We start from the raw sequence: 21173 nt of genomic DNA on the forward strand, positions 1-21173 counted from the left end.
TTGCGCCGAACCGGCCATTGTCGGCGAAGCCCAGGTCGCCAGTGCCCCCTATCCGGATCCCAGCCAGTTTGATCCCGACTCAACGGGCTACGACCCCCGCAGTACACCGGACACTCCACGCTGGTATCAGGTGGATATTCGCTTTGTGTGCATGTATCCACAGCCGCTAACCCTGAAAACCCTGCGCCAGGATCCGGAATTTGCCGATATGGAACTGGTCATTCGTCCTCGCCTGTCAGTACAGAAAGTCATTGAGCGGCAATTTCAGCGTATCCAGCAATGCTGTCAGTCCACGCGCGCCAGCGCCTGACTGTCAGCGGAATCATTACGGCGCATCACCGCGCACCATTGTGATGCTTCGCCCCAAAACAGGGCTGGGAGATACGAAAAAAGAACGACTACCCCGCGGATTTCCTCGTCCGCCCGGCTTGGCACAGCCGTTGCAGTTGACCCTTCGTCACTATCCACGAATGAGGTTCATCTCATGCCGCTGCGCCGCCTACCCTGGTGTGTCCTGTTGTTCTTGCCCGGGCTTGCCAGAGCCGACTCACTCAGCGCCGTCGACACGGTCTGGATTGCCGTCGCCGCTGCCCTGGTGTTCTTCATGCAGGCCGGTTTTGCCTTGCTGGAAAGCGGCCTGAGCCGAGCCAAAAACGCCCTGAATGTGGTGATGAAAAACTACATGGACCTGTGCGTGGGGACGCTGGTGTTCTGGGGGGTGGGTTTCGGGCTGATGTTTGGCACCAGTAGCACCGGCTGGTTCGGCGAGAACCAGTTTATGCTCAGCCAGGCGGATGCCAGCACCTGGGCCATGCTGCTGTTCCAGATCATGTTTGCGGCCACCGCCGCTACCATCGCCTCCGGGGCCATGGCCGAACGCACCCGCTACGTGGGCTACCTGTGCGGGGCGGTAATTATCACCGGTCTGATCTATCCGCTTTACGGCCACTGGGCATGGAACAGTGACGGCTGGCTGGCAAAACTGGGCTTTATCGATTTTGCCGGTTCCACTGTCGTGCACAGTATTGGTGGCTGGTGCGCCCTGGCCGGGGTACTGGTGGTGGGGCCACGGCTGGGCCGTTTCGACCGCCACGGCCAACCTCGCACAATCCCTGGCCATAACCTGTCCTACGTGGCCCTGGGCGGTTTTATCCTCTGGTTCGGCTGGTTCGGCTTTAATGGTGGCTCCACCCTGGCGGCCAGCGTGGATATCGCCAAGGTAAACCTGAACACTCAGCTCGCTGCCGCCGCGGGCGCAGTGGGTAGCGTGGTCTACCGCATGGTCAGCCGACGCCCGATTCTGTTGACGGAAACCGTCAATGGCAGCCTGGCCGGTCTGGTAGCGGTGACGGCCGGCTGTGCAGTCATGACCCCGGGGTTTGCGGTCCTCACCGGCCTGGTGGCCGGGGCCCTGGCCGCGTTCGGTGCCAGGGTCCTGCTGGCATTTCGCCTAGATGATGTGGTCGGCGCGGTACCGGTGCATGCCTTCGCCGGCGCCTGGGGCACCCTGGCCGCTGGCCTCTTCTACGAAGGCGACCTGTTCAACCCGGAACGGATTACCGTGCAACTGCTCGGCATCGTGGTGGCGTTTGGCTGGGCGTTCTTCACTGCCCTGGTCATGTATATGCTGGTTTCACTGCTGGCCGGCCTGCGCGCTCCCGCGCTCCATGAACAGCGAGGCCTGGACCTGAGCGAACATGCCGAGAGTGGCTATCCGGAGTTTCCCCAGAACACCCTCTACAACAGTGATATGAGCAACCCTGTGGAGTCGCGTTCATGAGTCAGGAACTGCAACGCCGACGGCGTGCCATTGTCACCGGACTCATGCCCTACATGAATGAGCCCCTGCTGCTTGAGGCTATCAGCCTCTGGCAGCAGAACTATGCCGAACGGCCACGGTTTTCATTGCAAGGGTTCGTCAGTGAGCTGTGCCAGCTGTTTGATCTGGGTGAACGGCGTCACCAGATTCATATGAGTCTGGTACAGGCCATGACACTCTCCGAACAGGAACTGGCCGACGATCCCCTGGCCAGCAGCGACGAGAGCCCCGTGGAGGAGCACCCTTGCAGCCGGGCTTTTGAACAGATGATGCATGCGTTGTGGGAGGGCATCGGGGCTGCAGCTGCCAGCCAGCTTCGCCTGGACCTGGCCGCCCAGCTTCGTAGTCAGCAGGTAGGTGCCGAGGTCCGTCTGACCATGGAATACTGGCTGCAATCGCCGGAGCGCCCACTGGCGCCACTGGCACTGCCCCCTCTGCGCGACCAACTGAACCGAACCTATGTCCTGTTGTGCGAGCGACTCGGCCCGGTGGAAGCCGATCAACAGCTGAAGGCGGCTTATCAGAAGGCCCTGGCACGCCAGGTCGCGCCGGCGGCACTTCGCCAGCTCCTGTAACCGTTGCCGCCATTTCCCCCCTGTGACACCAACAAGGATCAGGTAGGCTTGTAATCCTGTTCGCGCGTTGAACCCGACAACAACCGATAGGGAGCACCATGAAGCTACACCACCAGATCTTTATTGCCATGCTGGCCGGCGCCCTGGCCGGCAGCCTGACCAGCGAGTCCACCACCCTGTTCGGGGTCCCGGTACTGGCCGGTTACGATCTGGTGGGCAGTCTTTTTATCAATGGGCTGAAAATGGTGGTGGTGCCGCTGATTGTCACGGCCATCATCAATGGCATGACCAGCGTTGGTGATGGCAGGAACCTGGGGCGCATGGGGCTCAAGACCGTTGCCTTGTACATGACCACCACCGTGGTCGCGGTCACCATCGGTCTGGTCGTCGTCAATCTGCTGACCCCAGGGGTCGTCAATGGTGAACCGGCCAGGGACATGCTTGGCCTGGCCAGCGACACCGAGGCCGTACTGGCGGGGATCGAAGGGCGTGGTGCCGGGGATTTCACCCAGATTCTCATGCAAATGCTGCCGCCCAATCTGATCGCCGCCGCCGCAGAAGGCCAGATGCTGGGCCTGATCGTATTTGCCCTTCTTTTCGGCTATTTCCTGCGCACGGAACGCAATGCTGCCGGCCGCAGCCTGCGAGATTTGATCGAGGGGATATACCAGGTAGTGATGAAAATCACCATGCTGGTGATTCGCTTCACACCAATAGGGGTTTTTGCCCTGATTGCCGCTACGGTGACCCGTACCGGCCTGGATGCCATTGAGCCGCTGGCCTGGTTCTTTGTCTCTGTGGTGGTGGCGCTCACCCTCCATGCCTTTGTTTTCATGCCGGCACTGGTGTTTTTCCTGGCCCGCCGCTCCCCGCTTCGACACCTTCAGGCCATGACCCCGGCATTGCTCACCGCCTTTTCCTCGGCCAGCTCCGCAGCCACCCTGCCGCTGACCATGGAATGCGTGCAGAATCGTGCCGGCGTGTCCCAACGAAGCAGCAGCTTTGTACTCCCCCTGGGAGCCACCGTGAACATGGATGGTACCGCCCTGTACGAGTGCGTGGCGGCCATGTTCATTGCCCAGGCCTATGGCATGGATCTGTCACTGGCCACACAATTCATGATTGTGATCACCGCGGTACTCACCTCCATTGGCGTGGCCAGCATTCCCGCCGCCTCGCTGGTGGCAATTACGGTGATACTGGCCGCCATCGGCCTGCCGGCGGAAGCCATTGGCCTGATTCTGGTCACGGATCGTCTGCTGGACATGTTCCGCACCGCCGTCAACGTGTGGGGGGACAGTGTCGTCACGGTGTTGCTGGCTCGCAGCGAAGGGGAAGAGAAGGTGCTGACGTTGTCAGTGGCCGAAGCAGAGAGAGCGGCGCAGGCGGCAGGCGCCCGCGCCAGCGAGGGTCAGACTGACAGGTGATGGTCGCGGTTGTCCCAGTCACGTTTGATGGCTACCGCCGCACTGCCCACTACCGGGACCATGGCGGCAAACGCCAGCATGGCTGGAAACAGATTTTTCCCCTGATCGGCAAGACCGGCTACCATCAGCACGGTGAACAGAACAGCCACAACCAGAGCGAAAACATCTTTGCAGAGACGAGAGATAATAGTCATGGGAAATGCTCCTCTGAACTTGTTTAGTGAACACATGTTAACTCACAAAAAGAGAAAGTCAACACTTGTTCACTATTGATCGATTTGCCGCGGAGATCCCTTGAAACATCAGCCTACCCTGCTTATCAGCAATGCCTGTTCCGAGCTTGGCCAGACCCTGGCCAGTGACGCCGCAGCGCATTTTCGGGTGGCCCTGGCAGACGCTGATGGGCAGCTCGGAAACCAGCTGTGTGCCGACCTGCACGGTAACGGCCGGGAAGCCCTTTTCCTGGACTGCCTGCCCGGCAGCGCCCGAGACCGGCAACGGGGCGTGGAGCGGGTGTTACGTCGCTGGCAGCAACTGGACACCGTCATCAACCTGCCGGCCCCGCTGACCCTGGGGCCCTTCGAGGCCACCCAGGCCTCCCACTGGCAGCGGGTGCTGGATGAGCAACTGATGGATACGGTGAACCTGTGTCAGAGTGCGATCAGCGCCATGCACCGCCAGGAAGGCGGTAGGATTCTCAATGTGGTGCCGGAATACGGCATTCTGCCGGGCCCGCTGGCTGCGGCACAAAGCGCCGCCAGCGCCGCCATCGTGGCAATGGGAGAAAGTCTTAACAGCGAATTGCACAGCAGCGGTATCCAGGTAACCACCGTGGTGATTCCCCTCTATCCGGAACAGGCCAATAACCTGTGCGCCACGGACCCGCTCAGCGACGCCCGCTTCCAACGCAAGCTTGCCCGCAGCCCGGTCACCCGCCAGGAACTCAGCCAGCAAATTCTGCGGGCACTGGACAGTGACAGCGCCCTGCACATTGCCTCGGGCCACACCCGGAGCAAGTGGCGACGCAAACGCTGGTTCAGGGAACGCTGGGAGCGGGGTTTACGGGCATTGGGTGCCAAATACCGGCGCTAGGGAGACAAGCGCCGGAACCCCAGGGGGCTTGCAAGGATCCTGGGCCCTGTGCCGGTTTTGTGACCCGAATCCCGCGTCTCGCAACGGCTGACTGTCAGGCGAACTGCTCCACATAACGCAGGGTGTGCCGGTAATCCCCGGCCAGTGCGTCATCAATTTTGGGGGCCACCAGATCCACCAGCTTCTTGCCCACCAGCGGAACCGATGAGGTGATTTCCACCTGGGTTTGTTGAATCGACTGGTTTTCACTGTCAGCGCTGAGCCGCATGGTCCCACTGATCTTTAACGGAACATTACCAAGCTGAAAGCGATAGCGGGCCTGATAACATCCCGGCTGCCCCGTGCTCTGCCAGAGAAACTCGGTTAACAGATCTGCCTGACCAGGCAGCAACCGCCGCGCAAATGACGGCACCTTGTCCGTGCGAATCTGGATCGGCTGAACGATCTGTATCAACAACCCTTCCGCGGTATCCTGAAATGCCTGGAAACGGTAGTCATTTACCTTGCCCCACTCGAAACGCTGTTCGAAATAGGCCTTGCTGGTGAGAATTTCATAAAGCCGGTCCACGCCGACAGGAAATTCCCGGTCAACCATTACCTTCATGCTGTCTCCTGACCCGCCGGCGTCTGCTCTATCAGTTTCAGCAGTGGCGCCAGCTGGCGTTTCAAATCCGGCAATGCATTCACCACCACACGGGACTTGCCTGCCCGCAACAGGGTAAGTGCCTGCTCTATGGTTATCGAGGGCACCGCCCGGGCGGTGGCCAGAGGCTCGTCGGGACCATCCGTCACCACTGCTCCGGGCCCCGCCAGACGGGCCTTCTTCATTTGTTGATCCAGTACCGCCTGTACTTGACGAGGTATCAGGCCGGTGTGCGCGGTGGGCGTGTGGATCACCACCGACAATGGCAGCTGCTGCGGTTTGCCACGGAACTGGAAGGCCAGTTTCTCACTGACTTTCAACGCTCGCTCCACAAATCGCTGCGCACCATTCGCCCCGGCACTGGGCAGCAGAATGGTGAACTGGGCCACGCTGCTTCTCGCCAGCGAATCTTCCTTGCGCACCACTCCCCGCATCAGCTGCGCCATTTTCATCAGCACCATATCGGTTCTGCGTTTACCGAGCTGTACGAAAAGTTGATTGAATTGGTAAATCTCCAGTTGCACAACCGACAGGGGGATTTGCTGCCGACTGGCCAGTGCCAGCTCCTGACGCAGGCGATGTTGCAGATAGCGACGGTTGCCAAGCCGGGTTAACGGATCGATCATGGCCTGGCGGACCAGCTCCTTGCGCTCACGCTGATAATGGGCATGGGCGCGCGCGCGGGCCAACAAGTCGGTGGAATTGAACGGCTTGCTGATAAAATCGGTCCCCCCCAGCCGCAGGGCTTCGCTACGCGCTTCCTCATCATTCTCGGCACCGGTGACGATAATCACCGGTAACCCGGCAATGCCGTCATCCTCGTTGGTGCGGATTTTTTTCAGTAGCGTAAAGCCATCCATCTCCGGCATGGCCAGATCCGAAAAGACCACGCTGATGCTTGGGTTATGGCAGATCATCTCCCAGGCTGCGACCCCGTTTTCCGCAACCTCCACGCGAAACTCCCTGCCCAGCATCTTGTCGGCTGCCAGACGCATCACCTTGGAGTCATCGACAAACAACAGTACCGGTTTGTTATTGTTATCCATGTAATTTCACTTCCTTGTTGAATACGGACAGCGCCCCTTTGGGGCCGGGTTCCCGTCCTCGCACATACCCGTAAAGCCGGGAGCGGCGCTGGCAGAAATCACCGCGCGCAATGGCTGGCAAATAATGCTCGTTGAGAAGATGGCCCGGTCGATCAGCAAGGCAGTAAACGGTCCCGGCGGTACTGTCCAGATGCGAGAGAATGCCGATCTGCGCCAGATAATCGCGGCCGTTGGCAAAGTGCTCCACATAGGGCACGGGATGTCCTGCCGCCAGGGTCAGTTGCGGATCAATTTCCAGACTGTCAGCCACGCCGCCAATGCAATAGATTTCCAGCTTCTTGACCAGTTCCCGGGCACTGGGGTGGCGGAGCAATTTACGAACGATATAGCTGGCCACGATGGTGCCCTGAGAGTGACAGAGCAGTACCACCTGATCGTTGTGTTCCAGTGCTTCCACAAGGATATTCAGTGCCGGGCGGGACAACTTGCCATCCTTGCGCAACGTCCGCGCAGTGATGGATTCCGCCACATCGCGAATCAGCCCCCAGGTGGGAGTATGAATCAGGTGGACCGGACGTCGGAAAATACGCGCGATCTCGCTGGCATTGAGCAATGCCACCGGTCCCGCTGTGCCCATGCCATTGATAAAGAACCAGCGTGAAGAACGGGCTTCTGCGGTAGCCCTCGGAGGATGACACACCAGGGTACCCTGGCTGATGGATTCACGCGTGGCAGGCACCAACAACTGTAGTAGCGAGAATACCGCTTCACCGCGGCTGGTATAAGACGACCAGGCCAGTTCCGAGCGGATACCCGGCTCGCGGCCAACAGGCAGCACCATGCGCGGGATATCCGCCGCATGGGTCAGGCTGAGGCGCAAATCGCGGCGTATGGCAGATCGGTTATCTACCAGACGGCGAAGCCATTGTCGGGGACGATGCAACATGGGAAAGCCCTGATAAAAGGGTGGCGGCAAACTCGCCCTACTACGAAAGTTCCCCCTTACAGTACGTCGAAATGCGGTCTTTTGCCAGCAGCAAAAGTGGCCAAAACAGAAAATCAAACTGAGCCAAATCAGCAGCTTATTTGATCAACCTTGTGTAGAACCCGAACTTTGCACGGCAAACGATGACAGGAATTGAAACCCGCCCGTGCGAAAAAAACAGGCCTGACGCGCGCAACACGACAGGCCTGACCAGGAGAGGGGGATACGACTATTGGAAGGGATTTTTCGGTCAGACGAAGTACATCAACAACCATTCTGCAATCAGTGCGGGTTTGTCTTCGCCTTCAATCTCAACGGTAAAGGAAAAAGTCAGCAACCACTGGCCGTCGCGTTTTTCTTTCGCATCCAGCAGGGTCGCCACGGCACGAACCCGCTTCCCCTCTTTTACCGGAGCCATGAACCGCAGCTTGTCGAAGCCATAGTTCATTGCCATTTTCATGCCCTTGGGCATAAGAAAACCGTCGATGGACGCTTGCAGGTAAGGCAGCAGGGACAGGGTCAGATAACCATGGGCAATGGTGGTGCCAAACGGGGTATTCTTTGCCTGTTCAGGATCCACATGAATAAACTGATGATCCAGAGTCGCGTCGGCGAAAGCGTTAATTCTGTCCTGATCGATCTGAAACCAATCAGACGCGCCCAATTCCTTTCCTACGTATTCGGTCAGCGAGGCAACCTCAACCACTTTCATCGTAACGCGCTCCTCAAATGTGTTTTTCCCGAAGCTTAGCCTTCCTCAGCAAGTCAATACATGACCCTTTCAGATATCAGCCCGATCCGGTCTGGTGCTTTTGGTCAGTCAACCGTTGTTGTTATCAAGAAAAACATTCATTGCATGCGCCACCTCTTTCGGGGCTTCCATATGCAAATGATGTCGGCCCGGCAAGCGCACCACCGTGGCATTCGACAGCCACTCAAGACGGTGATCAAACATACCGTTGCCCCCCATCCCCTGCTCGCCAAGAATCAGGCAGACGGGGGCCTGAATGGCACGCACAAACCCCTCCACCTGTTCTTCAGTGAGCCGCAGCGATGAGGTAAGCCGCAGGCGGCTGTCCGCCCGCCAGGTCCAGCCACAGTCCACCGGCATTAAACCCCGCTCGCTCAGTAATGCGGATGCATCCCGACTCAAGCCTCCAAAACCCCGGGTGCGAGCCTCGACCGCATCGGCAATCTCCGTGTACACCGGTTTGCGCTTGTCGGCCAGCGCCATCATGTCATCCAGCGCCTTGCGCAGGGTTTTGGCCACATCTTCAGCGGGGGTGGTGGGAGGCCCCAGCCCTTCAATCAATACCAACCGTGAGACCCGTTCCGGCAATGCCGCGGCAAACAGACAGGCAATCCCGGCTCCCATGGAATGTCCCACCAGAGTGAATCGCTGCCAGCCAAGTTGATCGGCCACAGCCAGCACATCGCGCACATGGTCCACCAGGTGCGTCACTACGCCATCCGGACGGTGATCAGAATGACCATGGCCGGAGAAATCCAGGGCCACCATGGGACGCTGCCACTGTGTTGCCAGCGGCATAAAGGACGCGGCGTTATCCAGCCAGCCATGCAGAGCCAACACCGGCTCACCCTGGCCGTCCCAGCTGAGGGCAGCCAGGGTTTGTCCGAAAACGTGAAATTTCTTCTCTTTTGCAGCCATTAACCTGCCTCCCCCTGCTGAAGCGTTTGCAGGGTTTCACGGAACAGGGCCAGGGTCTGTTCAGGCTTCTCCAGTGGATACATGTGCGATCCCTCTGCAATGCGGTGAAGCATGCCGTGACGGCGCACATGCCGCCTGGCACTGTCGAGGAAGGGAGATGGCGATCCCTTGCCGGTGATAATTGCCCCCGGCACTTTCAGCCTTGGCATACGGGTGGCAGTCGTAGGGGTATGGCGAAAAATATCGACTTCCACCTCCGGGCGAAAACGCAATCGCCAACCGCCCTCCCAAGGCTCCAGACCCGCACGCAAATAATCTGCCAGGCAACGGGGATCAAAGGCCCTGAACAGGCCACGCGTGGAAAAGTAACTTTCCACGGCGTCCCAATTCGGCCAGTAATCCAGGCGGCCCTTGCTTTTGCCCGCCGGGGTTACCCGGTCAATCATGCCGGTCAGCTTGGCCACCTGCATCAGGGTCCCGTGCCAGCCATTCATCATCGGTGGGTCCAGCATAATCAGCGCGGAAAACCACTCCGGCCGCCGTTGCGCGACCAGATACATCACCACCGAACCCAGCGAGTGTCCTGCGCCAACCAACGGCTTGGGCAACGATGCCAGGCTGGCTTCCAACTCCAGGCTCAGACTGTGCCAACCCGTATCCACCGGATACGCCGGGTTGTGGCCCAGGCGATCGATGATGGTGATATCAAATTCATCCGCCAATGGCGCCAGGAAGGTGTCGTAACTGTGTCCGGGTATACCGTTGGCGTGGGCGAAGACCAGCGTCTGGCGACCGGCAGAAACTGCTGACATGGTGTCTCCCTAGGTTGCGGATCGAATAAAAAGAGACATCATAGCCCCATCTGTTCACCCTCGACCATGTCCGAAAACGCCACAGCGTTGCCTGCCTTCGCCATCTTTTGTTGGTGTACAATGCCGGCACAAAGGAGGCTCCATGACCCTGATTTCATTCAACATCAATGGTATTCGCGCCCGTCTGCACCAATTGCAGGCCGTCATCGATAAATATCAGCCGGCCGTTATCGGCCTGCAGGAAACCAAGGTCCATGACCCGGAATTTCCCGAACAGGCTGTCCGCGACATGGGTTACCACCCTTACTATTTCGGGCAGAAAGGCCATTATGGCGTGGCACTGATAACCCGTGAGCCTCTTGAATCCGTGCAGTACGGCTTCCCCTCCGACGAGGAAGACGCCCAACGTCGTATGATCATCGGCACCCTGCGGCACACCGATGGCTCTGCCATAACGGTACTCAATGGTTATTTCCCACAGGGGGAAAACCGCGAGCATCCGACCAAATTTCCTGCCAAGGAGAAGTTTTACCAGGACTTGCAGCAATACCTGGATAGCCACCACCAACCCGGCGAGCAGGTGGCGGTGATGGGCGATTTCAATATTTCCTCCACCGATCGGGATATCGGCATCGGCGAGGCCAACCGTAAACGCTGGCTTCGCGAAGGCAAAACCAGCTTCCTGCCGGAGGAACGGGAATGGTGGCAGCGCCTGATTGACTGGGGTCTGACTGACACTTTCCGGCATCAGAATCCGCACACCGATGATATTTTTTCCTGGTTTGATTATCGCTCCCGGGGGTTCGAGCGAGAACCACGCCGGGGCCTGCGCATTGATACGGTGCTGGCCACCGCGCCGTTGCTGGAAAAACTGGACAGCACCGGCGTTGACTACGAGCTACGCGGCATGGAAAAGCCCTCTGATCACTGCCCGGTCTGGGCGCGATTTCGCGGTTGAACCATGAAAATCAAATTGCACCCGGAAAAGCTCAAGCTCAATCTGGATACCCTCGGTTTTATCATCGACCTGTTCATGATTGGTCTGGTGATACTCAACCTCGGGCTGATCCTCTTTGACTGGCTTTTCCAGGTTCCCCCTGTCCAGGAATTCCTGGCCGGGATGACGCCAGGGTTTCATGCTTTCTACCGGGACACGATTCACAGCAACTTCCTGTTCTACGACCTCTGTTTCGTGGCCGTCTACCTGACGGAGTTCGTGATCCGCTGGATCGTCGCCATTGCCAGGGGCACCTACCACCGCTGGTTTTTCTATCCCTTTGCCCACTGGTACGACCTGCTTGGTTGTATCCCGGTGGGCAGCTTCCGCTGGTTGCGGATCCTGAGGGTGGTTGGCCTGCTCATGCGCTTGCAGCGCATGGGAATCATCGACCTCTCGCAAACCTGGCTGGGCCAGACCATTCTCAAGTACTACAACATTGTGGTGGAGGAGATTTCTGACCGGGTAGTGATCAATGTCCTGAGCGGCGCGCAACGGGAAATTGGGGGTGGCAGCCCCCTGCTTCATCGCATTGAGTCCCAGGTGCTGGCCCCACGCCAGGACAAACTGGTCAGTTTCATCGCCACGCGCATCGCCGATGCCACCCAGAAAAGCCACGGCCAGTACCGGGATCAACTGGCGGAATATTTCGCGCATCTTACCGACGAATCACTGACGCGCACCCAGGCGGGCAAACGGTTGGCGGCCATACCGGTCGCCGGGCCCCGCGCCATCGCACTGCTCGGCGAAGCCGTCCGGGAAACCGGTACCGCCTTTGTGGACCAGCTGGTCGACGACCTGGCCTCACCGGCCAACCGGCAACAACTGGAGCAACTGCTGCATGACCTGATCGGCGCCGCCAAGGGCGAAGGGGAGCAGCTGGATCAATTGATCCGCGATACCCTGATGGATGTGCTGGAGCAGGTAAAAGCCCAGATAGCCGTGCAACAATGGAAGCTGGAAGAGCAAGACGGCCCCGAAAAAAGTTGATACCATCGTCTAGGACTAAAGTCTCAGCGGCTACGCCAACCGGATCACAGCATGAGCACCAACACTGAATCCAGCGACGACAATCTGCAACTGCCTCGCTCCCGCATTCTGCTTGTGGATGATACCCCGCAGAATCTGGTCGCTCTTGAGGTTGTGCTGGAAGACATGGACTGCGATCTGGACAGTGTCACCAGTGGCAATGCCGCCCTGGCCAAGCTGCTCAAGCACGATTACGCCCTGGTTCTGCTGGACGTACAAATGCCGGAAATGGACGGTTTTGAGGTGGCAGATATCATGCGCTCTCACCAGCGTACCCAGACTGTGCCGATCATTTTTGTGACTGCCATCTCGAAAGAAACACGCTTTGTGCAACAAGGTTATCGCAGTGGTGCCGTAGACTATCTGTTCAAGCCCATCGATCCTCAACTGTTGCAAAGCAAGGTCAGCTTTTTCCTCAGCCTTGACCAACAGAAGAAGCGGCTGGAAGCGAAACTGGCCCAGGCCCGTCGCTCGGAAGCCGAGATGAAAGCGCTTTACGGCGAGCCGCCCGAGTAAACGGGCCCCACAACAAACGGTCAGGACGACCCGAAAAAACAGCATGGCCATCAGACTTCCCGGATACCGCATTACCGAGCGCCTTGGCAAGGGCGGAATGGCCCATGTGTTTCTGGCAACACAGCATTCCTTCGAACGCCAGGTTGCCATCAAGATTCTCTCCCCCTCCCTTGCCCTGGAGCCGAGTTTTGCCGAGCGCTTCATGCAGGAAGCCCGCACCGTTGCCAGCCTTAATCACCCGCATATCGTGCCGGTTTACGATGTGGGCGAACACGAGGGCTATTATTATCTGAGCATGGAGTACGTCACCGGAGGCAGCCTGAAACAGCGCATCCGGGACGGGATGGAACCCCGGCAGGCTGAGACGGTTCTCCGTCAGTTGGCCGGCGCACTGGACTATGCCGGCCAGCACGGTTTTATTCACCGGGATGTGAAGCCGGACAATGTGATGTTCCGGGCCGACGGCTCTGCCCTGCTGATGGATTTCGGTATCGCCGCAAACATCCTTCGTGATACCTCCGTCACCGGCAGCACCAGCGTCATGGGCACGCCCAAATACATGAGCCCGGAGCAGCATCGCCGCCAGCCTTTGACACCACAATCCGATCTTTACTCTCTGGGCTGCGTATTCTACGAGATGCTCACTGGCAAGCCGCCCTACACGGGGGATGATGCCAGCGCCATGGCCCAGGCCCATCAGCGCGAGCCCATTCCCCTGCTACCGGTCAAACTCCGCCACTATCAGCCGTTACTCCGCCAGTTACTGGCCAAGTCGCCCGCGGACCGACCACAAAGTGGCACCGCCATTACCGAGCTGCTCGATAATCTGGAGTCACCGGAACATTACACCCGGGAACGGGCCCGCTACCGGCCACAGGAAACGGGCATCAACGGTGCCCTGGCGCCTCGGCTACGACTCAAGGAAACCAAGGCGGGAATGAGCTGGAGAGGCAATCTCTACCAGTACGACATCTATCTGGTGGCTGACGACTTCGAGCAATTTCAGTCTCATTTCCCGGTGCTACGCTCCGCCCTTCAGGACTGGCATCAACAAAGAGGCTCGCGCTGCAAGAGCGTCACGATCAAAGCGACCCTGCACCCCTGGATCAGCGGCCGGGTAAAACAGTATCTCAAGGAACTTCGCCAGTCCGATGATCTGGCGTTCCTGGGGCGACTGCCAATGCAGCTAAACCTGGTGGCTGCCGATGGCCAACCCATCGAGAGGCTGGCCTGGGAGCCGGAATCCGAATCGGGTTAGCACACCTCATGAATCCTTGCCGCACAAGGCGCTGTAAGCTTCGTCGCTGACGGGTCTGGGAATAACGGAAATACTGCGGACATAAAAAAAGCACCAACACGGGTTGGTGCTCTAGGATCTGCCTAAGTTGATGCGACGCAAGGAGACATCGCATTCCCCCCCTTAGGTGGTTCCGATGACACCCTTCAGGAGTCTGCCATGCGTTCCGGTGCCATCAGGGTCAGACTAGGACAATCACAACGGGCCTGACCAGCGGATTACGGCGAACGGTAGAGAGTGTGTTATCAGGGGTAGCGTTTGGCGGATCAGCGGCCAGCCACCGCCTCTCCCGGGCTACGCAGCCACAACAGTCGGGCACCCCCTGCGGCAGCCACGTCCACATCCAGGCTGGCGACCGTTCCCACATTGAAACCAATACGCTCTGCGGAACCGGTCCAGCTTGCCGTCAGCTGCGCCACTAACGGCATATGACTGACCAGCGCGGTATTCTCCGCGGGGGGATTCGCAAGCAGCCAATCGAACAGCTCTCCGGGACGGGCATCCGGAACCAACTGCTCACAGGTGACTCGTGGCAGATCACCATAGACCTGCTGGATACAGTCAGCCGTCTGCTGGGCCCGCACATAAGGACTGGCAATCAGCGCTGAAACGGTAATGCCGCTGCTGCGCATCTGCTGCCAATGCGCCAGCAAGGCTGCCCTGCCGGTTTCGGTCAATGGCCGCTCAGCATCGGTGGGGGCCTGGGAAACAGCCTGGCCATGTCGGCTGAGATACAACCTCACAACCCGGGTCCCGCCAGTTGGAACTCCACATCGTGCTTGTATTCCCCACTCATCAGCTGCTGGATTACCAGTTCCAGTGGCTGGCCATGGTAGACGATCTGGTAGAGCGCCGTGGCCAACGGCATGTAGACCCCCAGCTCGGCGGCCTTGTCCGCCACCAGTTTGATGGTATTGATACCCTCTGCGGTCTGGCCAAGGCTTTCTATCGCCTCTTCCAGGGTCTTGCCCTGCCCCAGCTGGAACCCCACCTGATAGTTGCGGGACAGGGAGGAGCTACAGGTGGCAATCAAATCCCCCACCCCTGAAAGACCCAGGAACGTCATCGGGTTGGCACCCAGCTCCACAGCAAAACGGCTCATTTCCGCCAGGGCGCGGGTAATCATGAAGCTGCGGCTGTTTTCACCGACGCCGATGGCAGCAGCCATGCCGGACGCCACCGCATAAATATTCTTTAACGCGCCACCAAGCTCCACGCCGTAGATATCCGGGTTGTCATAAACCCGAAAGTAATCGCAGCTGAGGGCTGTCTGCACCACTTGGCAAAGCGTCTCATCCGGGCTTGCCACCACGGTACCACTGAACTTCTGCTCCACGATTTCCTTGGCCAGATTGGGACCACTGAGAGCACCGATACGGGCGTGGGGCCACTCCTGCTGCAGCACTTCGCTCATCAGCAGAAAACCTTCTGCATATATGCCTTTGGTACAACTGATGGCCAGGGTATCGGCGGGGACCCACTCTTTCGCTTGACGCAAAACCTCAACGAACGCCTTGCTGGGAATCGCCACAAACACCAGAGAGGCCTGGTGCAAGGCCTCTTCCAGGCTATCAGTGGCGTTCACTCCGGCGGGCAGTTCTGCGCCGGGCAGATAACGGCTGTTCTCGCGGTCCATATTGATCGCGGCAGCGGTTTCCGGGTCTCGCACCCAGATATTCACTCGATGACCGTTGGCGGCCAGGATACTAGCCATGGCGGTGCCAAAGCTGCCACCGCCGAGAATTGTTGCGTTATGTCTTTCCTGCTCCATACGGAACGCCTTGTATAGCAGCTTTTGAGGCATCATAAGCGCCCATCGAAGCAGAGACAACGGAAGCCTCATCAAGCCTGGATCGAAACCACCTGTAGGAGCGCCTCTTGAGGCGCGAACCTCGCGCCAGCGAGGAAATCGCCGCAGGCGATCAAGCCTGTCAGAGCTCAACATGTGCCAATAGAAAGGACAAGGCAAAGATACCGCTGTCCTCGCTACGCTCGGTTCGCGCCTCACCAAGCGAAGCGAAGGAACGCCTGCAAGGCAGCCCCGAAGGGGTGAGCGAAGCGAATAGTCAGCGCTCCTACAGGGGGCTATCACAACGCTCTGACAAGAAGCTCCTGCAGGCGTCGTGCGGTGGCCGCCGGGTCCTTGGGCAACTGCCCTTCCGCCAGCATGGCCTGGTCCAGCAGCAGTGCGGCCAGATCGTCAAACCGTTCGCCCTCTTCCATCCCTGCCAACGCCTGCAACAGACCGTGATCCAGATTCACCTCCAGCACCGGCTTGTTTTCCGGTACCGGCTGACCGGCAGCTTCCAGCATGCGGCGCATTTGCGGCCCCAACTGATCTTCGGCCAACACCAGACATGCGGGGGAATCCACCAGGCGTGAGGTGGCGCGGACCGCTTCTACCCGTTCAGCCAGGGTGGAGCCCAGGCGGGCAATCAACGGATTATCGTTATCCGCTTTTTCCTCCTGATCCCCCAGATCCAGCTCGCCACGGGCCGCATTGACCAGCTTCACGTCCTGATAGCTGTCCAGGTAGCTGACCATCCACTCATCCACCGGGTCGCTGAGCAACAACACCTCAATGCCCTTCTTGCGGAACACTTCCAGATGCGGACTGTTTTCCGCCGCGGATGGACTGTCGGCAAGCAGATAATAGATCTTGTCCTGATCCGCGGGTTTGTTCTCAAGATACTGATCCAGTGAGGTGGCCGCCTTGCCTGGCTGTTTGCTACTGGCAAACCGCAACAGCGCAGCGATCGCCTGCTGATTATCCCGGTCTTCGCCAATGCCTTCCTTGATAACCTGACCAAACTGGGACCAGAAGGTGGCGTATTTTTCCTCGTCCTTACCCAGTTTCTTGAGCATCTGCAGCACTCGCTTGGTCAGGGCGGCACGGATTTTCTGTACCGGACCATAGTCCTGCAGCAACTCCCGGCTCACGTTCAGAGGCAGGTTTGGTGCGTCAATGACCCCTTTGATAAAACGCAGATACTGCGGCAGGAACTGCTCCGCATCATCCATGATGAAAACGCGTTGCACATAGAGCTTAAGGCCACGATTGGCATCGCGGTGGTAAAGATCAAAAGGCGCTCGGGCAGGGATATAAAGCAGACTGGTGTATTCCAGCTTGCCCTCGACCTTGTTGTGGCTCCAGCTCAGGGCATCCTGAAAATCATGGCTGATATGCTTGTAGAAATTCTGGTACTCCTCATCACTGATCTCCTGACGAGGGCGCTGCCACAGGGCCGTGGCCGAATTGAGAGTCTCGGTTTTCTCCTCTTCCCCATCATCGCCCGGGGTAACAAGCGTGATCGGAAATGCCACATGATCCGAATACTGGTGAACCACCTGGCGAACCTTGAAATCATCCAGAAACTCACGGGCATCCTTGCGTAGATGCAGAATCACCGCCGTACCCTGCTCGACCCGCTCAATGGTCTCTACGGTAAACTCGCCCTGGCCATCGCTTTCCCAGCGCACACCCGCTGACGCATCGGTGCCGGCCTTACGGCTTTCTACGGTTACCCGATCGGCCACAATGAAGGCGGAGTAGAAGCCTACACCAAACTGACCGATGAGCTGGGCGTCTTTCTTCTGATCACCACTGAGTGAGGCCAGGAATTTTTCGGTGCCGGAACGGGCGATCGTGCCCAGGTTCTCGATCACTTCCTCCTGGTTCATGCCAATACCGTTATCGGCAATGGTCAGGGTGCCCGCCGCCTTGTCTATCCGCAGGCTGATGGCAGGGTCACTCCCGGACTCGAGCAGCGACGGCTCATCCAATGCCTTGAAACGCAATTTGTCGCAAGCATCCGAGGCATTGGAGATCAGTTCGCGAAGAAAAATTTCCCGGTTGCTGTACAGGGAATGAATCATCAGGTGCAACAGGCGGGAGACTTCTGCCTGAAAACCATGGGTTTGTTTTTCTACGGACACGGCTGACTCCTATGGGCGTTAATCACCCGGGAGTAATAGGGGCAGCCGGACTTTTTTCAAGGGCCAGGGAGACTCTGAGTAACGCCTTGCAAGCTCGGTCTTTCAGAGGCGCCCTGGGAGGGTCAGCGTTTGATCTGCTGGGCCAGGGCCGACTGCAAATCCGGAAAGCGGAACACGAAACCCTGCTGCTCCAGACGACGGGGATAGACCCGCTGCCCACCCAGCAGGATGTCTGACTGCTCGCCCAACCCGGTACGCAAGGCGATTGACGGGACGCGCAAAAAAGCAGGACGCTTCACGGCACTGGCCAGCGAGCGATGAAACTCGCGCTGGGTGACAGGGCCAGGCGCAGTCGCGTTGAACACGCCATCGATCCCCGGGGTCTCTACCGCCCGGACCAGAATCGCGACCATGTCATCAATATGGATCCAGCTCAGCCATTGGCTACCGTCGCCGAGCATGGCGCCAAGGCCAAGGCGGTAAACCGGCAGCAGCTTGCCCAGCATGCCGCCATCACGCCCCAGCACAATGCCGGTGCGCACCAGACAAAGCCGAACACCCTGCCGGGAAACCGGTCGCGCCGATTGCTCCCAGGCATCGCAAAGCAGGTATCCGAAGTCACGCTTGCGGGCAGAGCTGTCTTCGGTCAGTTCCGCATTGCCCGCATCACCATAAAAACCCACCGCCGAGCCGGATACCATGACTGCCGGCTTGCGCTGCAACCGGGACACCAGGCTGACCAGCTGCTGGGTGACACCGATACGGGAATCGAACAGCACCTTTTTGCGACGCTCCGTCCAGCGACCGGCAAACAGGCTTTCCCCGGCCAGGTTGATGATACCGTCAATGGCATCATCATCGGCAATGTCGTCCAGGCTCGACACGATACGGGTTTCCTCCGGCAGCACCTTGGCTGCCCGGCGCGGGCGCCGGCTGAGCACAACCAGTTCGTGCCCATGGGCCGCCAGGCGCCGGCACAAATGCTGGCCGATAAAACCACTGCCTCCGGTTATCAGTATCTTCAACGTACCGCCTCAACTTTTTGAATGCTGTTCATGTCATAGAAGTATTCGATGTTGCCTGCTCCCATCGCCACACTCAAGGTCAAATGATCCTCGCTCACCGCTTGCAGGATCCCTGTCCGTGTCACGACGCCGTCGGCAGTAATAGTCACGGATTTGCCGACCAGGGCACGCAATTCCCTGAGCTTGGCGGAGATGGCCTCTTCCGGCTGCGGCTCCTGCTGCAACTGCTCAGGCTGTACTGGCGCTGCCTCACTGTCAGGGGCAATGACCACCTCACTGCCAGTGTCCGACTCCGAGATCAGATCAATCCGCTGTCCATTGGACAAGGTCACGGATTTGAGCTCTTCGTCTGACACACTACGCTCCACATTGCCGCTGCCAACATTCATGACGAGCCACAGACGATTACCGCTGACCCGTCGTAGTACGCCATCAAGCTGTCGACCACTTTGGGTTTCCAGCAGCACTTTCTTGTCCACATAAGCGACCAGCTCCGGGAAGGTCTTTTCCACCGGCGGCTGCGCCTTTGGCTGTTCTGGTGCCGCTTTCTCGAAGGTGGGGGTGACCAGCGTGGCGCCACCCTCTGACGGTGGTGTAATCACCCGTGTTTCCATCGAGCCCGGCACTACTGCCCAGCCAACCTCGCTTTTCTCCAGGCGGACATGCCGCTGCTCCACCGCACCATTGGTCAACACCACCCGGGCCATTACCTGACCACTGGCCTCGGCACGCCTCAGCTGTACATGCTCAGCCTTGACGGATTCCAGCAGCCCCTCCGGGAACTGGGTCACCAGATACTCTTCGGCCACATGGGCCAGGGTATCATCGTGATCGAAGTGCAGATCAACCTCCCCATTACGATAACGAAGGTGGTTGGAATACGCCGTGAAGTCGCCGACCAGGTAGCTTTTGAAACTGTCCGGCATGACAAGGACCATGGACCCGGAAAGCTGGCCGGTATCCAGCGGGGCCAGGGCCAGTTCCAGACGGTAGCCCCCGGAAAAGATACGGGTTTCCGGGTAATCCTGGCCATCTGGCTTCCAGGAAAGATGCACTACCGGCGCCTCTTCATCGGACGGGTTCACCAACAATGAACGGCGCTCGGTAATGTCTTGCGGATTCCAGCCCAGCAGAATGCGCACTTCCAACTCGGGAAGAAAGCCTTCCCCCTGACTGGCGGTCAGCACGCCATCAATCAATGCCACACGATCATAGCGAAACCGTTGACCGTGCAGGCGCCCCGAGAGGGCTTTGCCCTGCCCTTCCACCACCAGCAACGCCGCTTTCTCGGAGGTCACGAAAGAAGTACTGGACGCCATATTATCGCCCCGCAACACCTGGCCAGCCTGGCCCGCCAGATTCTGCCGGGTAGACGGCTCCAACAGGGTTTGTCCGGTTGCCAGGAACAAGGCAACGCCAACCGCGGCCGTCAGCAGCGACGCAACACGGCCCAGCGCCCACCACCGGTACTCTTCCCAGTGCTGCTGTACCTGCCCCAGGCTTGCCAGTGGCACCAGAAAAAACAGGGCGCTATGCCCCCGACTGGCGGCCTCGTGCATCAGTCCCAGGGTGCTGATGATAAAGCCACTTACCCCAATAATGATCAGCAGTTCTGCCATCTTCTTATTCTCTCAGCGGATGATTCCTCAACGGAGCGTTGAGCAGGCTTCTTGAAGCATTTTTGCCGCACTAACCTTCAGACCAGAGTCTGCCGGTTACAGACATACCGTTGGCCCGTTGGCTCCACTTTACAAAGCCGCGCCCGGGCATTCCAGCACTTAAGTGACTGATTTTGCTATCCGGCAGCCAGGTATGATCTCCATCACATTCGGCATTGTCTGCAGCGGCCGGGGCAACGCCCCCGGCGCCGTCGGGCGCGCCTGCCACCACCACTCATCATCGGAAATAAAAAAAAACTTGTAAGGGAGAAAATCAGCAGATATATAGGCGCTGAGGACGTTAGGAAACCGGTACTCCGGGCCTGACTAGCCGATTAACAGGTTGTTTGAGGAGGTCAGACACAGGAGGCCACCATGAGTAACCGTCGTAATGAGCAAGACCTTGATTCGGAAGATCTGCTGATGAACGAAGATTTCGATATTCTGGATGACGACATGGACGATGAGGAGCAGGAAGAGCGCAGCGCGCGCTCCAGGGCTTTCAACATGGACATGCGCCATCGCATCGAAGATCGCCTGGAGGAGCGGCGCCTGAAAAAGGAACTCAATGAATACGAGTTCTTTAATCTGGACGACGACGTACTCCACTAACAAAAAGGCCGGCAAATGCCGGCCTTTTTGTCGAT

The 21173-nt window shown here is 58.7% G+C and carries 22 protein-coding genes; 10 read left to right on the forward strand and 12 right to left on the reverse strand.

The window, feature by feature from the left end; genetic code table 11:
* The 4 genes from A3714_RS04010 to A3714_RS04025 form a co-directional block, all read left to right on the forward strand.
* The coding region (locus A3714_RS04010) for an EVE domain-containing protein (RefSeq protein ID WP_156493826.1) at positions 1-310 on the forward strand (310 nt) is incomplete at its 5' end.
* Positions 311-484: 174 nt separating this feature from the next.
* A complete protein-coding gene (locus A3714_RS04015; RefSeq protein WP_062816159.1) occupies positions 485-1780 on the forward strand; it encodes an ammonium transporter in 1296 nt (431 codons plus the stop codon).
* Positions 1777-2394: a hypothetical protein gene (locus A3714_RS04020; protein WP_063509202.1), complete on the forward strand. Its 618-nt coding sequence runs from the start codon at positions 1777-1779 to the stop codon at positions 2392-2394. The genes A3714_RS04015 and A3714_RS04020 overlap by 4 nt, the downstream gene beginning before the upstream one ends.
* A 98-nt stretch (positions 2395-2492) precedes the next feature.
* The gene (locus tag A3714_RS04025) at positions 2493-3821 is read left to right on the forward strand and encodes a dicarboxylate/amino acid:cation symporter (RefSeq protein WP_063509203.1); all 1329 of its coding nucleotides are present in this window, start codon (positions 2493-2495) and stop codon (positions 3819-3821) included.
* Here A3714_RS04025 and A3714_RS04030 read toward each other — a convergent pair.
* A complete protein-coding gene (locus A3714_RS04030; protein ID WP_063525731.1) occupies positions 3806-4015 on the reverse strand; it encodes a hypothetical protein in 210 nt (69 codons plus the stop codon). The genes A3714_RS04025 and A3714_RS04030 overlap by 16 nt on opposite strands.
* 100 nt (positions 4016-4115) lie before the next feature.
* Between A3714_RS04030 and A3714_RS04035 the strand changes: the two genes are divergently transcribed.
* A complete protein-coding gene (locus tag A3714_RS04035; protein ID WP_063508559.1) occupies positions 4116-4913 on the forward strand; it encodes an SDR family NAD(P)-dependent oxidoreductase in 798 nt (265 codons plus the stop codon).
* A 94-nt stretch (positions 4914-5007) separates the two neighbouring features.
* On the opposite strand, the gene A3714_RS04040 is transcribed toward A3714_RS04035, so the two are convergent.
* From A3714_RS04040 to A3714_RS04065, 6 genes are all read right to left on the reverse strand, one after another.
* Positions 5008-5517 carry a DUF2505 domain-containing protein gene (locus A3714_RS04040; protein ID WP_062816164.1) on the reverse strand — a complete coding sequence of 170 codons (510 nt, stop codon included), beginning with the start codon at positions 5515-5517 and terminating at the stop codon, positions 5008-5010.
* Positions 5514-6602, reverse strand: a complete 1089-nt coding sequence (locus tag A3714_RS04045; RefSeq protein ID WP_063509470.1) for a diguanylate cyclase domain-containing protein — start codon at positions 6600-6602, stop codon at positions 5514-5516. The genes A3714_RS04040 and A3714_RS04045 overlap by 4 nt, the downstream gene beginning before the upstream one ends.
* Positions 6595-7548, reverse strand: coding sequence for a hypothetical protein (locus A3714_RS04050; protein WP_063509469.1), 954 nt, complete (start codon positions 7546-7548; stop codon positions 6595-6597). Before A3714_RS04050 ends, A3714_RS04045 begins: the two co-directional genes overlap by 8 nt.
* Positions 7549-7837: 289 nt before the next feature.
* Positions 7838-8299, reverse strand: coding sequence for a MaoC family dehydratase (locus A3714_RS04055; protein WP_062816167.1), 462 nt, complete (start codon positions 8297-8299; stop codon positions 7838-7840).
* A 108-nt stretch (positions 8300-8407) separates the two neighbouring features.
* Complete coding sequence (locus tag A3714_RS04060) at positions 8408-9256, reverse strand: alpha/beta fold hydrolase (RefSeq protein ID WP_063509468.1); 849 nt, start codon at positions 9254-9256, stop codon at positions 8408-8410.
* Positions 9256-10068 (reverse strand): alpha/beta fold hydrolase, encoded by an 813-nt coding sequence (locus A3714_RS04065; RefSeq protein WP_062816169.1) that lies wholly within the window; start codon positions 10066-10068, stop codon positions 9256-9258. The genes A3714_RS04060 and A3714_RS04065 overlap by 1 nt, the downstream gene beginning before the upstream one ends.
* Positions 10069-10210: 142 nt before the next feature.
* Between A3714_RS04065 and xthA the strand changes: the two genes are divergently transcribed.
* The 4 genes from xthA to A3714_RS04085 are packed head-to-tail and all read left to right on the forward strand — an operon-like array spanning position 10211 to position 13868.
* On the forward strand, positions 10211-11026 hold the full coding sequence (xthA, locus tag A3714_RS04070) for an exodeoxyribonuclease III (protein ID WP_062816170.1): 816 nt from the start codon (positions 10211-10213) through the stop codon (positions 11024-11026).
* 3 nt (positions 11027-11029) lie between these two features.
* Positions 11030-12055 carry an ion transporter gene (locus A3714_RS04075; protein WP_062816171.1) on the forward strand — a complete coding sequence of 342 codons (1026 nt, stop codon included), beginning with the start codon at positions 11030-11032 and terminating at the stop codon, positions 12053-12055.
* A gap of 51 nt (positions 12056-12106) precedes the next feature.
* The gene (locus A3714_RS04080; protein WP_062816172.1) at positions 12107-12610 is read left to right on the forward strand and encodes a two-component system response regulator; all 504 of its coding nucleotides are present in this window, start codon (positions 12107-12109) and stop codon (positions 12608-12610) included.
* A gap of 43 nt (positions 12611-12653) precedes the next feature.
* A complete protein-coding gene (locus tag A3714_RS04085; protein WP_063509467.1) occupies positions 12654-13868 on the forward strand; it encodes a serine/threonine-protein kinase in 1215 nt (404 codons plus the stop codon).
* Positions 13869-14173: 305 nt separating this feature from the next.
* Here A3714_RS04085 and sixA read toward each other — a convergent pair whose 3' ends face one another.
* From sixA to A3714_RS04110, 5 genes are all read right to left on the reverse strand, one after another.
* On the reverse strand, positions 14174-14650 hold the full coding sequence (sixA, locus tag A3714_RS04090) for a phosphohistidine phosphatase SixA (RefSeq protein ID WP_063509466.1): 477 nt from the start codon (positions 14648-14650) through the stop codon (positions 14174-14176).
* Positions 14647-15678, reverse strand: coding sequence for an NAD(P)H-dependent glycerol-3-phosphate dehydrogenase (locus A3714_RS04095; protein WP_062816175.1), 1032 nt, complete (start codon positions 15676-15678; stop codon positions 14647-14649). Before A3714_RS04095 ends, sixA begins: the two co-directional genes overlap by 4 nt.
* Positions 15679-15995: 317 nt before the next feature.
* Positions 15996-17843 carry a molecular chaperone HtpG gene (gene htpG, locus A3714_RS04100; RefSeq protein ID WP_063509465.1) on the reverse strand — a complete coding sequence of 616 codons (1848 nt, stop codon included), beginning with the start codon at positions 17841-17843 and terminating at the stop codon, positions 15996-15998.
* 122 nt (positions 17844-17965) lie between these two features.
* Positions 17966-18868 (reverse strand): TIGR01777 family oxidoreductase, encoded by a 903-nt coding sequence (locus tag A3714_RS04105; RefSeq protein WP_062816177.1) that lies wholly within the window; start codon positions 18866-18868, stop codon positions 17966-17968.
* A complete protein-coding gene (locus A3714_RS04110; RefSeq protein ID WP_063509464.1) occupies positions 18865-20487 on the reverse strand; it encodes a hypothetical protein in 1623 nt (540 codons plus the stop codon). Before A3714_RS04110 ends, A3714_RS04105 begins: the two co-directional genes overlap by 4 nt.
* A gap of 414 nt (positions 20488-20901) precedes the next feature.
* Here A3714_RS04110 and A3714_RS04115 point away from each other — a divergent pair, with 414 nt between their 5' ends.
* A complete protein-coding gene (locus A3714_RS04115; protein ID WP_062816179.1) occupies positions 20902-21138 on the forward strand; it encodes a PA3496 family putative envelope integrity protein in 237 nt (78 codons plus the stop codon).
* Positions 21139-21173 lie beyond the last annotated feature (35 nt).

It is taken from the genome of Alcanivorax sp. HI0007 (assembly GCF_001635525.1).
Lineage (GTDB): Bacteria > Pseudomonadota > Gammaproteobacteria > Pseudomonadales > Alcanivoracaceae > Alcanivorax.

What these genes read in the sequence shown, in the direction of transcription:
- A3714_RS04015 (WP_062816159.1), top strand. Translation starts at nt 485, where the DNA reads ATGCCGCTGCGCCGCCTACCCTGGTGTGTCCTGTTGTTCTTGCCCGGG.
- A3714_RS04020 (WP_063509202.1), top strand. Translation starts at nt 1,777, where the DNA reads ATGAGTCAGGAACTGCAACGCCGACGGCGTGCCATTGTCACCGGACTC.
- A3714_RS04025 (WP_063509203.1), top strand. Translation starts at nt 2,493, where the DNA reads ATGAAGCTACACCACCAGATCTTTATTGCCATGCTGGCCGGCGCCCTG.
- A3714_RS04030 (WP_063525731.1), bottom strand. Translation starts at nt 4,015, where the DNA reads ATGACTATTATCTCTCGTCTCTGCAAAGATGTTTTCGCTCTGGTTGTG.
- A3714_RS04040 (WP_062816164.1), bottom strand. Translation starts at nt 5,517, where the DNA reads ATGAAGGTAATGGTTGACCGGGAATTTCCTGTCGGCGTGGACCGGCTT.
- A3714_RS04045 (WP_063509470.1), bottom strand. Translation starts at nt 6,602, where the DNA reads ATGGATAACAATAACAAACCGGTACTGTTGTTTGTCGATGACTCCAAG.
- A3714_RS04050 (WP_063509469.1), bottom strand. Translation starts at nt 7,548, where the DNA reads ATGTTGCATCGTCCCCGACAATGGCTTCGCCGTCTGGTAGATAACCGA.
- A3714_RS04055 (WP_062816167.1), bottom strand. Translation starts at nt 8,299, where the DNA reads ATGAAAGTGGTTGAGGTTGCCTCGCTGACCGAATACGTAGGAAAGGAA.
- A3714_RS04060 (WP_063509468.1), bottom strand. Translation starts at nt 9,256, where the DNA reads ATGGCTGCAAAAGAGAAGAAATTTCACGTTTTCGGACAAACCCTGGCT.
- A3714_RS04065 (WP_062816169.1), bottom strand. Translation starts at nt 10,068, where the DNA reads ATGTCAGCAGTTTCTGCCGGTCGCCAGACGCTGGTCTTCGCCCACGCC.
- xthA (WP_062816170.1), top strand. Translation starts at nt 10,211, where the DNA reads ATGACCCTGATTTCATTCAACATCAATGGTATTCGCGCCCGTCTGCAC.
- A3714_RS04075 (WP_062816171.1), top strand. Translation starts at nt 11,030, where the DNA reads ATGAAAATCAAATTGCACCCGGAAAAGCTCAAGCTCAATCTGGATACC.
- A3714_RS04080 (WP_062816172.1), top strand. Translation starts at nt 12,107, where the DNA reads ATGAGCACCAACACTGAATCCAGCGACGACAATCTGCAACTGCCTCGC.
- A3714_RS04085 (WP_063509467.1), top strand. Translation starts at nt 12,654, where the DNA reads ATGGCCATCAGACTTCCCGGATACCGCATTACCGAGCGCCTTGGCAAG.
- A3714_RS04095 (WP_062816175.1), bottom strand. Translation starts at nt 15,678, where the DNA reads ATGGAGCAGGAAAGACATAACGCAACAATTCTCGGCGGTGGCAGCTTT.
- A3714_RS04110 (WP_063509464.1), bottom strand. Translation starts at nt 20,487, where the DNA reads ATGGCAGAACTGCTGATCATTATTGGGGTAAGTGGCTTTATCATCAGC.
- A3714_RS04115 (WP_062816179.1), top strand. Translation starts at nt 20,902, where the DNA reads ATGAGTAACCGTCGTAATGAGCAAGACCTTGATTCGGAAGATCTGCTG.